At 61.3% G+C, this 11,145-nt stretch carries 10 protein-coding genes; 2 read left to right on the forward strand and 8 right to left on the reverse strand.

Features of this window, described 5'->3' with window-relative positions; all coding sequences use genetic code 11:
* The first annotated feature begins 1 nt into the window (after nucleotide 1).
* Nucleotides 2–358 carry a S1 RNA-binding domain-containing protein gene (locus EPN93_21605; GenBank protein ID TAL29312.1) on the forward strand — a complete coding sequence of 119 codons (357 nt, stop codon included), beginning with the start codon at nucleotides 2–4 and terminating at the stop codon, nucleotides 356–358.
* Nucleotides 359–361: 3 nt separating this feature from the next.
* Here EPN93_21605 and EPN93_21610 read toward each other — a convergent pair whose 3' ends face one another.
* Both EPN93_21610 and EPN93_21615 read right to left on the reverse strand, forming a co-directional pair.
* Nucleotides 362–781: a hypothetical protein gene (locus EPN93_21610; GenBank protein ID TAL29313.1), complete on the reverse strand. Its 420-nt coding sequence runs from the start codon at nucleotides 779–781 to the stop codon at nucleotides 362–364.
* A gap of 371 nt (nucleotides 782–1,152) precedes the next feature.
* Complete coding sequence (locus EPN93_21615; protein TAL29314.1) at nucleotides 1,153–2,310, reverse strand: fused response regulator/phosphatase; 1,158 nt, start codon at nucleotides 2,308–2,310, stop codon at nucleotides 1,153–1,155.
* Nucleotides 2,311–2,555: 245 nt separating this feature from the next.
* On the opposite strand from EPN93_21615, the gene EPN93_21620 reads away from it, so the two are divergent.
* On the forward strand, nucleotides 2,556–3,359 hold the full coding sequence (locus tag EPN93_21620; protein TAL29315.1) for an HAD family hydrolase: 804 nt from the start codon (nucleotides 2,556–2,558) through the stop codon (nucleotides 3,357–3,359).
* 3 nt (nucleotides 3,360–3,362) lie between these two features.
* Here EPN93_21620 and EPN93_21625 read toward each other — a convergent pair whose 3' ends face one another.
* The 6 genes from EPN93_21625 to EPN93_21650 form a co-directional block, all read right to left on the reverse strand.
* A complete protein-coding gene (locus EPN93_21625; protein ID TAL29321.1) occupies nucleotides 3,363–3,992 on the reverse strand; it encodes a transglutaminase family protein in 630 nt (209 codons plus the stop codon).
* A 259-nt stretch (nucleotides 3,993–4,251) separates the two neighbouring features.
* Nucleotides 4,252–5,604, reverse strand: a complete 1,353-nt coding sequence (gene glmM / locus EPN93_21630) for a phosphoglucosamine mutase (GenBank protein ID TAL29316.1) — start codon at nucleotides 5,602–5,604, stop codon at nucleotides 4,252–4,254.
* Between the two features lie 3 nt (nucleotides 5,605–5,607).
* Nucleotides 5,608–8,355 (reverse strand): preprotein translocase subunit SecA, encoded by a 2,748-nt coding sequence (secA, locus tag EPN93_21635; protein TAL29317.1) that lies wholly within the window; start codon nucleotides 8,353–8,355, stop codon nucleotides 5,608–5,610.
* A gap of 105 nt (nucleotides 8,356–8,460) precedes the next feature.
* The gene (gene proB / locus EPN93_21640) at nucleotides 8,461–9,570 is read right to left on the reverse strand and encodes a glutamate 5-kinase (protein TAL29318.1); all 1,110 of its coding nucleotides are present in this window, start codon (nucleotides 9,568–9,570) and stop codon (nucleotides 8,461–8,463) included.
* A 2-nt stretch (nucleotides 9,571–9,572) separates the two neighbouring features.
* Complete coding sequence (obgE, locus tag EPN93_21645) at nucleotides 9,573–10,550, reverse strand: GTPase ObgE (GenBank protein ID TAL29319.1); 978 nt, start codon at nucleotides 10,548–10,550, stop codon at nucleotides 9,573–9,575.
* Nucleotides 10,551–10,683: 133 nt separating this feature from the next.
* Nucleotides 10,684–10,938, reverse strand: a complete 255-nt coding sequence (locus EPN93_21650) for a 50S ribosomal protein L27 (protein ID TAL29320.1) — start codon at nucleotides 10,936–10,938, stop codon at nucleotides 10,684–10,686.
* Nucleotides 10,939–11,145: the final 207 nt, after the last annotated feature.

The following is an 11,145-nucleotide window of genomic DNA, read 5'->3' on the forward strand; positions in this document are numbered from 1 at the left end:
CATCCACATGGCGACCGTCGAATCGGTCCGGCCCAACGGGCTCTTCGTGCGGCTCGCGAACGGAATGTCGGGCTACGTTCCGCGCGAGGAATGCGCGGTCAAGAAGGGCACCGATCTCCAGACCGTGTACTCCGCGGGCAAGGAGATCAAGATCGCGGTCAAGTCGATCGACAGGGAAAACAAGAAGCTGAAGGCGAGCGAGCTCGACGCGATCAAGAAGGAAGAGCGCCAGGACTACGAGCGCTTTATGAAGGACACGAGCGCGCCGGCAGACGCGAACATGTCGCCTTTCGGCAGGCTCATCAAACAGAGGTTTGAGGAAATTCAGAAGAAGGCGCCGGGCGCCGATAATACCTGATTCCTAGGCGGGTTCCACCGCTATGGCGAACAGGCCCATGGGCGAGGAAAACCTCATCGTCGCGGGCGGAAGATCGCCCTCCTCCAGGCATGCGCGCCGCGGAACCGACAGGCACACCTCGCCATCACGCGCGGAGACCGCGCTTCCCGCAATGATATTCGCCATCTCGCCGATAATATCGTAATCCGCATCGGCGCCATAGTTGTCCCGCGCCCCCAGCCTCTCCTTCATGGACTCGACCGTACTCCGGTCGACGATAAGCGAAAGGCGTTTCCTGCCGTGGAAGTCCATCGTAATGTCCACACCCAGGCATTCGGACATGCAAATCCCCCGGTCACCGCGCTGCTTGTGAAGCCTGCTGCCGAAGAACAGCTTGAAGACCCTCCGCGCCGATTTTTCGAGCTCATGGTTGAGGTCGTGCATGTCGTTTCCCCCCTCGCCCGGCTGGCTTGGTGCGCCCGCCGGTGATATCAGTACTATTTTCGGAGAGAAACGGCGGGGGCATAAGCGTTTCTGCGGATCGATGCCATCCACTCCCACGGTCAGAACAAGTTCCTCAAGTCCCACGGAGTGGGGGATATGGGGAGTGAAGAGATGGAGGAGATAAAGGTTTCCAAGGCCCCCCATACCCCCCGACGGGGGGCAATGACATCTCCCGAGGATAGAAAATGCATATTCTGCCGAGTGCTGAAGTCCCCCTTTGGGGGATTTAGGGGGCCTCCTGAGGAAGTTTTCGTGATATGGGTAATGATCCGCCGGGGGGAATGGGGGGCTGGCGGGACAGCGCCGCTGCGCTAGAAATTGACACAGAGAAAGGCGATGTCGTCGGCGCGCTCGTCCAGGGGGGCGAACGCGTTGAGCTCGGCAAGGAGCTTGTCGCAGAACTCCTCCCCGGGGATAGCGGCGTTCTGGCGCAGGAAGGTCGCGAGCCTGGACTCCCCGAAGTACTCGTCCTTGCGGTTCCTGAGCTCGGTGATGCCGTCGGTGTAGAGGATCATCGTGTCGCCCTCCTCTACGCGCAGCGCCTTCTCCCCATAGGTGTCCTTCTCGGAAATCCCCAGGAACAGGCCGTCGGTGTCCAGCGCGATCACCTTGCCGGTGCGGCGCCGGAAGTAGAGGGGCCGGGCGTGCCCGGCGTTGGTGAAACGAATGGTCTCGTCGGAAGGATCATAAATGAGATAGAAGGCGGTCAGGTAGTGCGTGTCCATGAGAAACTCGCGCATCTCGTTGTTGACCCGGGACAGGAGCTCCTTCGTGGAGCGGTACCCCATGGCGTAGACGCTGAACAGGGTTTTCGACATGCTCATCACCAGCGCCGCGGGTATGCCGTGTCCCGTCACGTCGGCAATGACCAGGCCCACACCGCCGCCGGGGAGCTGGTAGCAGTCGAAGAGGTCCCCGCCTATGTTGGCTATGGGCAGATAGCGCCCGCTTATCGCCGGCCGCGGGATGGCGCTGAAGTCGCGCGGGATGATATACTGCTGAAGGCGTTTTGCGTATTCCAGTTCGCGCTCTATCTGCATATTTTTCAGATACAGCTCGTCGTGCGCCGATTTGAGCCGCAGGAGGGAGTTTACCCGGGCTATGAGCTCCTTCTCGTTGAGGGGCTTCAGGAGAAAGTCGTCGGCGCCCACCGTGAGGCCCTTGATCTTGGAATTCAGGTCGTCGGAACCCGTCATGAGGATTACCGGGATGAAATCGGCGGTCTCCCTGGCCTTGAACGCCTGGAGGAACCCGAACCCGTCCATGTTAGGCATAACTATGTCGACGAGGACCAGGTCGAACGGTTCCTTTTCCAGGGCGCGCAAACCCTCCACGCCGTCGGTGGCCTCGACGATGCGCATGTTGAGCTTCGAGAGGGTCCCCTTCACGATCGCCCTGCTGAGCCTGCTGTCGTCGATAACGAGGACCGAGCGTCCTTCGGTGGCGGGGTTATTGTGGTTCAATGGCATCGTCTACCTTCCAGGGGAATCGTTCAGCCGGATGCATAGATGGTTCATTCGGGACGGGAAGAGCGCGCCCCCGCATGTAAGTATATCAACCCCCGCCATATTTTCAATCATATTAACGCTTCACGGCTCCCGCGGCGGCCTTTTTTCGGGATCGGAACCTTTAGCAGCGGTAAGATTATGCTTGCGCAGCCGGCATTCGAACTTCACCATGTCGCTCTCGTGCGGCAAAGACGTGAGAAAAGAAGATGTGGGGATTGATGAGATGGAAGCATGGTCTCGATGAAGGGCGCACCCGGATCATGCGTTGTCTGAAAAGTTCAGGAGGAACCGACATCAAAGCGATACTGTTTGACATAGACGGCACCATTCTGCGATGCCAGGGGGCCGGGAAGCGCTCGCTCGAGCGCGCCGCCCTCGAAGTGTTCGGGACCACGGGCGCAATGGACACGGTCCATTTCCAGGGGAAGACCGATCCCTGGATCATTTACGCGTCGCTGGAGCCCGCCGGGTTCGCGCGCGAAGAAATCGCGGGAAGGATGGAGGCGCTCAAGGAGCGCTACTTCTCCCACCTCCGTCGATTCATCCGTGAGGTGGACGTGACCCTCCTTCCCGGTATACGCGCGCTTGTCGGTGAACTCCAGGCGGACGAAGACACAGTGGTGGGACTTCTTACCGGCAACTTCATAGAAGGGGCGCGCATCAAGCTCGGGGTGTTCGACCTGTTTTCGAGCTTCACGATGGGCGTGTACGGCGACGATGCCGAGGTCCGCAACGAGATGCCCGCGATCGCCCGCGAAAAGATCCGCGCCCTTTCGGGGGACGCGCCCGGATTCGATGAGATGCTCGTTATCGGCGATACCGTGCACGATGTCGAATGCGGAAAGCACTCCGGCGCGCTTACCCTTGCGGTCGGCACGGGATGGACGCCGCCCGAAGAGCTGCGCGCCCGTACGCCGGACCTCTACTTCGACACGCTCGAGGACACCCCGACCGTGCTCGCCGGTATCCGCGCGCTTTTCCGCGACGTGGAGGGCGAACGCGCCTCCTGACAGTTATTTCTTTTCCGGCTCCCGGGGTGTCCATTCCACGGCGGCTCCCGTGGGAAATTCTTCCGGCAACAGGTCCGGGAGGTTTCTTCGCAGCACCTCGAAATCCCCGCACCCAGAGAGAGCCCGGATCACGCATTTCAGCGGTTCGATCCAGATTCCGGGAAGGTCCGCCTCGCCCGCAGCCTCGGGAATAAAAGCAAGTCGTTCACGCGGGGGATCAAAATGCGCTTCGACGCCCGGCTTGTTGCCCCGCGCGTCCATCCTGTACCATCCGAATCCATCCAGAAAGACCGCGTTGAGGCCGTGAAGACAGAACGGTTTCGCGGATTCGTCAAGCGCCAGGCGCTGATAGCACAGTCCGGCGGGTATGCCATTCGCGCGCAGGAGCGCGGCGAGCAGGTGGCTTTTTGCATAACAATACCCGGTACGGTGAGCCAGCACGTCCGATGCGCGCAGGGTCACCGGGTTCATGCGGTGATCCCAGCTGTGCCGGATTTCGTCCCTTACGAACACGAAGCAGCGCCGCGCGATTTCAATCGCACCGGCATTCCCCCGGGCTAGCTCACGCGCACACGCGAGCACCGCGGGAGCGTCAAAGTTGATTATGGCGCTTGCATGCAGATAGTGTTCCATCCAGGTCATCACCCCTCCCGTCCGGCTCATGAAATTTTCTGGTCACCGATGCACTATTGAGACAGGGAATCCCGGACTCGCGAGAACATTTCGAGCCATGTACAGGTAACGGTACGACCGCGCCGCTCTGAATTCCGCGGACGCGATTCATGTGGATTCATTTACTGAAAGAGGGGCCGCTACGACAGACCCGCCCGGCTTGCGGATGGAGCCCTGGGCGCGCCCTGAGACGGGTATAGCGGCGCGCTAGGGCGCTCGGTTACTTGAACATCCCCGCGAAATAACGGTAGATCGCGTCGGCGTGGGCCTTGTCGCGCCCCTCGGTGATTATACGGAACATGGGCTCAGTGTTCGACGAGCGAAGGTGCGCCCACCCGCCCTTGAACTCGGCATGGGCGCGAAAGTCGATGCGCAGGCCGTCAAGGCGGGAAATTTTTTCCCGCGAAAACTCCCCGCGCGCGCGCTCCATGATGCCCGCCGATTTTAATGGATCGCATTTGATCTTGCCCTTTTTCATCACGTAGCGCGGGAGGGACGCCACGATATCCGAAACCGTGCCGCCACGCTCGGCCATCATCTCGAGCACGTAGACGATGCCGGCCAGGCTGTCGCGCCCCAGGTGCACCTCCGGGGATATGACGCCCCCGTTGCCCTCGCCGCCGATGAGCGCGCCCCCGCGTCGCATCTCCTCGACCACGTTTATCTCCCCGACCCTGGAGCGCGCGAAGGGAGCGCCGTGGCGCGCCGCCACGTCCTCGACCGCCCTGGTGGTGGAGAGGTTCACGACCACCCGGCCCTTCCTCTTCGAAAGCATGTGCTCCGCCACGAGCGCGATGGTATATTCCTCGCCTATCGGCGCGCCCGTCTCGTCCACGATGGCGAGCCTGTCGGCGTCCGGGTCCTGCGCGAACCCGATATCGGCCCCGGAGGCCCCGACCTTCGCCGCAAGCGCTTTCAGGTTTTCGGGAATCGGCTCGGCCCCGCGGGGAAAGGTACCGTCAATCGCGCAGTACAGCGGCACGACCGTACAGCCGAGCTTTTCGAGCAGCCTTTGCGTTATGCGCGATCCCGCGCCGTTCACCGAGTCCAGGGCCACGCGGAACTTTTTTTTGCGGATCTTCGCGGCGTTCACGACGGAGAGCACCCTGTCGATGTGGAGGTCTTCCGCGCCATCGTACCGCGCGAGGGAACCGGTGCCGTCCCACCGCCGCCACGAGGCGGGTTCCTCCATCATGGAAAAAAGTTTCCCTATCTCGCGCGCGTTCAGGAAGCTTCCCGAATTTCCAATGAGCTTGAAGGCGTTCCATTCGATTGGGTTATGGGAGGCCGATATCACCACGCCGCCGCGCGCGCCCGTCTCCTCGACCATGAGCTGCACGGTGGGAGTGGGCACAATCCCTATGTCCGTCACGTCGCACCCCGCGAGCATGAGCGCCGATTCCAGGGAATGCGCGATGGCCTCACCGGTGGGCCGCGCGTCCCGTCCCACGACGATGTGTCCCCCCTTGCAGTAACGCGCGAATGCGGCGCCCACTTTAAGTATGAGCTCGGGGGTAAGCGTGTCCCCCACCACCCCGCGTATCCCGGAAACGCTTTTCATGAGCGTGCCCATGGCTTAACCCCTGCGGCTCCGCCTGGTCTTACGGCGTTTCACGCCGCCGGTGGTTTCGTGCCCGGGCTCGCTATCCGCGGGCTTCCTGATCACGGGACCGGGCTCCGGCATGGCCATGGGTATGCCCCCCGTCCCGAACTGGTCCAGTTCCGCGTGGATCGCGTTGCCTATGGGCTTGAACTCGCGCTTCTCTTCCTCGACGACCTCCCTCACCTGCACCTTCATAAGGAACTCGACGATGTCCTGTTTCACGCGGTCCATGTTGTACTTGAACAGCTCGAAGGCCCTGAGCTTGTATTCCACCAGCGGGTTACGCTCGCTGTACCCCACCGCCCAGATGCCGTCACGAAGCTCGTCCATCTCGAGGAGATGATCGCGCCACTTGGTGTCGATGACCTGGAGGGTGATCATGCGCTCGAGCGCCCGCATCGCTTCCGCGGAGATCGAGGCCTCCTTGTCCGCGTAGCGCTTCAATACCCGCTCCTTGAGCGAGTGCACGAAGGAATCGGAACCCATTCCCTTCAGGCCCGCCGTGTCCGGTCCCAGCTCCTCGCCGAACACCGTCAGGAACCATTGCCTGAGCCCCTCCCGGTCCCATCCGTCCACGGTACGTTCGCCGGCCGAATAGGTCTCGGCCCCGATCTCGCACACCTCCTCGATGTACGCCCGGATCTTGGGGGCGATGTCCTCCCCCTCCAGAAGCTCGTTCCTCTCGCGGTAGATGTACTCGCGCTGTGAATTCATGACGTCGTCGTATTCGAGCAGGTGCTTGCGTATGTCGAAGTTCCTTCCTTCCACGCGTTTCTGCGCATTCGCGATCGCCTTCGAGACCATCACGCTCTCGATCTCCTGGCCCTCGACCATACCCAGGCGCTGCATCACGGAGCTGATGCGCTCCGACCCGAAGATGCGCATGAGATCGTCCTCGAGCGAGAGGTAGAAGCGCGAGCTTCCCGGGTCCCCCTGGCGGCCCGAACGTCCCCTGAGCTGGTTGTCGATGCGTCTCGACTCGTGCCGCTCCGTTCCCAGGATGTGGAGACCGCCCGCCGCGACCACCTTGTTGTGGTTATTCAGCCATTCCTCTCCCTGGCGCACCAGCGTCTGCGCCTTGTTCTTGTCCTGGCCCAGCATGGTTTCGCTCAACGGGCGCGCTTTTTCGAAATTGCCGGAAAGCACGGCGAGCTTGAACGTATCCCAGAGCACCGGATCGTGCACGGGTACGTGCCGCTCGAGCTCATCGACGTAGCCCTTCTTTCCCCCCAGCACGATGTCGGTTCCGCGCCCGGCCATGTTGGTCGCGATGGTCACCGCCCCGGGCCGGCCCGCCTCCGCGATGATCTGCGCCTCGCGCTCGTGGTACTTGGCGTTGAGCACGTTGTGCGTCACGCCCTTGTTCTTGAGGAGCATGGCGAGCTTTTCCGATTTCTCGATCGAGACCGTGCCCACGAGAACGGGACGCTCCTTCACCCGCATCTCCTCGATCTCTTTCACGATGGCGTTGAATTTCTCGCGCTCGGTGCGGTAGACCCGGTCGGGAAAATCGCTGCGGATCATGGGCACGTTGGGCGGAATCACCACGACGTCCAGGCTGTAGATTTTCTTGAATTCCACGGCTTCCGTGTCCGCAGTGCCGGTCATGCCGCCCAGTTTCTTGTACATGCGGAAAAAGTTCTGAAACGTGACCGTCGCGAGGGTCTGGCTTTCGCGCGCGATGGTGACGTTTTCCTTGGCCTCCAGCGCCTGGTGCAGGCCGTCGGAGAATCGCCTGCCCGGCATGAGGCGCCCCGTGAACTCGTCCACGATCACCACCTGGCCTTCTTTCACGATGTAGTCCACGTCGCGCTGGAAGAGGGTGTGCGCCTTCAGGGCCGCGGTCACGTGATGCACCAGGTCGATGTTCCGGTTGTCGTACAGATTCTCGATCTTCAGCAGGCGCTCCACGGTGTGCACCCCGTTTTCGGAGAGGAGCACGTTGCGGTCCTTTTCGTTCACCTCGTAATCATCGCCGGGCTTGAGGCTGGGGATGATCCGGTCTATCTGCGAATACTTCTTGGTGGACTCGTCGGTGGAGCCCGAGATGATGAGCGGCGTACGCGCTTCGTCAATAAGGATCGAGTCGACCTCGTCCACGATCGCGTAATTCAGGTTGCGGTGCACCCTGAGGCTCTTGTGCTCGACCATGTTGTCGCGCAGGTAATCGAACCCAAACTCGTTGTTGGTGCCGTATGTCACGTCGCACCCGTAGGCGTGCTGCCGCTCGGTATGGTTGAGGTCGTGCTGGATGACCCCCACCGTAAGGCCCAGGAATTTATAGATTGCGCCCATCCACTCGGAGTCGCGGCGAGCCAGGTAGTCGTTCACGGTGACCACGTGCACACCCTTCCCGGTGAGCGCGTTCAGGTATACCGGGAGCGTGGCGACAAGCGTCTTGCCCTCCCCGGTCTTCATCTCGGTGATCTTGCCCTCGTGCAGGACGACGCCGCCCATGAGCTGCACGTCGAAATGCCGCATGCCGAGCGTCCTCACCGAGGCTTCGCGGACGACCGCGAAGGCCTCCGGGAGCAGGGCATCCAGCGATTCCCCGTTTTCGATACGGCCCCGGAACTCCGCAGTTTTCGCCCTGAGCGCATCGGATGTAAGATTCCTGGTTCGTTCCTCGATCAGGCCAACGCGCGTGACGATCGGCTGAAGCCTTTTAACGTCCCGCTCGTGCTTGGTGCCTATGAAAATGCTTAAAATTTTATCTACCATTACGGTCCTCGTTCCGATTTTGCTTTCCTGTTAAGGGTATTTCACGTCCCCAGAGTTACGCCCGCCCCGGATTTTTCTCCCGGGGACTTCCGCCGATATTTTCTTTCAATAAATGATGAGGTCGTCCCGGTTGATGACCTCGTCGAAATAGGTGCCCCCCAGAAGTCCCTTGATCTCCCGGCTTTTCCGGCCGCGGATGCGGGAGAGCTCCCCGTCGCTGTAATTGACGATTCCCTTCCCCACCGGCTCGTCGCGCGGGGAAAAAATCTCCACGGCGTCGCCAAACTCGAACCTTCCCCTCACCCCCGTGACCCCGGTGGCCAGGAGCGATTTTTTCTTTTCGCGCAGCGCGGCCACCGCCCCGTCGTCGATCACAATGCCTCCCGTGGATTTCATATTGAATGCTATCCAGCGCTTGCGGCTCCGCAGGGAGCGCGTCTTGCCCGCGAACAGCGTACCGATATTTTCACCCTGGAGAATGCGTGAAACCACCCGGGGCGTATCGGCCCCCGCGATGATCATCATTTCGCCCGAGCGTATCATGATCTCGGCGGCGTGGAGCTTGGTGATCATGCCCCCCGTTCCCTGGCCGCTCCCCGCGCCCCCTCCGCGCGCGCGTACCTCGTCGTCTATACGCGTTATCAGCTCCGCCGGGGCAGCGTCCGTCCTGTCCCAGTAGAATCCGTCCACGTCCGACAGAATCACCAGGAGCTCGGCCTCGACGATATTGGCGACATGCGCGGAAAGGGTGTCGTTGTCGCCGAACTTGATCTCCTCGATGGCGACCGTATCGTTCTCGTTCACGACCGGCACGACGCCCATATCAAAAAGCGCGTTGAAGGTGTGCCGCGCATTGAGAAAACGGCTGCGGTGCTTGACATCGTCCCCCGTCAGGAGTATCTGCCCCACCTCGAGGCTTTCCCGCCGGAAAGCCTGCCTGTACTCGTTCATGAGGATGGTCTGGCCCACGGCCGCGCATGCCTGTTTTTCGGGGATGGCGAGCGTGTCGCGCTTCCTGCCGAGCGCGCTTGAGCCCGCGCCTATAGCCCCCGAAGAAACGAGAACGGTTTCATAGCCGTCCCTGACAAGGGGCGCGATATCGGCGGCTAGGCGGGCGATTTTATCCGGGGAGATGGCGCCGCCCTCCACGATGGAGGAAGTCCCCACCTTGACCACGATTCGGTTCACCCGTTTCAAGAGTTCCTTGCGCGGCATTGCTACCCCAGGAGCGTGTCGATCGTGCGCATAAGCAGTTCGAGATTGTGGCCGCTGTGCGCGGACAGCGGTACTATAGTCTCGCCGGGAAATTGGTCAATGATTTTCTGCAGGGTTTCGTCGTCCATAAGGTCCGTCTTGGTAAGCAGCACCGCGGACGGCCGGGAGGTGAGCTCCTCGTTGTAGGTCTTGAGCTCCTCGCGAAGGAGATGCAGGGTATAGATCAGGTCTTCGCCGGTCACGTCAACAAGGAAGAGCATGACCCGCACGCGCTCTATGTGCTGAAGAAAGGAGAGCCCCAGACCCAGTCCCTTGTGCGCCCCTTCGATGATGCCGGGAATATCGGCGATGCGGTAGCTCGTCGTGTCGGCGCGCTGTACGACCCCCAGGTTGGGGATGAGCGTCGTGAACGGGTAGTCGGCGATCTTAGGCTTCGCGTTCGTGATCTTTGCCAGGAGCGTCGACTTCCCCGCATTGGGAAGTCCCACCAGTCCCACGTCGGCAATCAGCTTGAGGTTCAGTACGATGTGCTTTTCCTCGCCCGGCATGCCGGGCTGCGCGAAGCGGGGCGCCTGGTGCGTGGACGTCTTGAAAAACGCGTTTCCCTTACCGCCGATCCCTCCCTGCGCGATGAGGAAGCGCTGCCCGTCATTGGTAAGGTCGCAGATCAGCTCCCCGTCCTCATCGAGCACCTCGGTGCCCGGGGGGAGCTTGATCGTGAGATCGTGCCCGTCGCGGCCGTGCTTGTTCGCGCCCATGCCCTGGCGGCCGCTCTCGGCCTGGTAGACCCTGTCCCGGAACAGGTGTGAGAGATTGTAATATGAATTGCTCGCCTCGAGGTAGAGATCGCCCCCCCTGCCCCCGTCCCCGCCGTCGGGGCCGCCCTTCGGGATGTATTTCTCGCGGTAAAACGAAATAGCGCCCTGGCCGCCCTTGCCGGCCTTCACATGAATGGAGATGGTGTCGGTGAATTTAGCCAATTTTTCCTGCCCCTAAAAACAGTGAATCGCGTAGAGAGTGCTCTTTACGCGATTCCTGGTGCCGGCACTCACGCGTGCGCGAAAGGACAGGCGCCGATCGCACGCACGGGAGAGCATGTCGGTGTCTCCCGCCCTAGGCAGGATAGACCGATACTCTTTTTCTCGTCTTGTCGATGTGCTCGAATTTCACCACGCCGGTGATCTTCGCGAAGAGGGTGTCGTCCTTCCCCCTGCCCACGTTTATCCCGGGATGGATTTTGGTGCCGCGCTGCCGCACGATTATCGTGCCGCCGTTGACTAATTCTCCGCCGAACCGCTTGATCCCCAGCCTCTGTGACTGGGAGTCCCTGCCGTTTCTCGTGGAGCCGCCGCCTTTCTTGTGTGCCATGACCTACCTCGCCGTATTGTTACAGAGATTGATTTCCGTTATGCTGATGAAACACTCACGTGTTCCGGATACTGCCGTGCGATCTCGTCCAGGCCCAGCATCATCGATTGAAGAATGACGCCGAGCGCCAGCGCCCGATCGCGTTCCCCGGGACAGGTTATCCTGGATTCCAGGTAGCCGTCCCGCTGTTCCAGATCCTGATGCGCC

It is taken from the genome of Spirochaetota bacterium (assembly GCA_004297825.1).
GTDB lineage: Bacteria > Spirochaetota > UBA4802 > UBA4802 > UBA5368 > FW300-bin19.

What these genes read in the sequence shown, in the direction of transcription:
- EPN93_21625 (TAL29321.1), bottom strand. Translation starts at nt 3,992, where the DNA reads ATGGAACACTATCTGCATGCAAGCGCCATAATCAACTTTGACGCTCCC.
- EPN93_21610 (TAL29313.1), bottom strand. Translation starts at nt 781, where the DNA reads ATGCACGACCTCAACCATGAGCTCGAAAAATCGGCGCGGAGGGTCTTC.
- EPN93_21620 (TAL29315.1), top strand. Translation starts at nt 2,556, where the DNA reads ATGTGGGGATTGATGAGATGGAAGCATGGTCTCGATGAAGGGCGCACC.
- glmM (TAL29316.1), bottom strand. Translation starts at nt 5,604, where the DNA reads ATGGGCACGCTCATGAAAAGCGTTTCCGGGATACGCGGGGTGGTGGGG.
- EPN93_21650 (TAL29320.1), bottom strand. Translation starts at nt 10,938, where the DNA reads ATGGCACACAAGAAAGGCGGCGGCTCCACGAGAAACGGCAGGGACTCC.
- EPN93_21615 (TAL29314.1), bottom strand. Translation starts at nt 2,310, where the DNA reads ATGCCATTGAACCACAATAACCCCGCCACCGAAGGACGCTCGGTCCTC.
- secA (TAL29317.1), bottom strand. Translation starts at nt 8,355, where the DNA reads ATGGTAGATAAAATTTTAAGCATTTTCATAGGCACCAAGCACGAGCGG.
- proB (TAL29318.1), bottom strand. Translation starts at nt 9,570, where the DNA reads ATGCCGCGCAAGGAACTCTTGAAACGGGTGAACCGAATCGTGGTCAAG.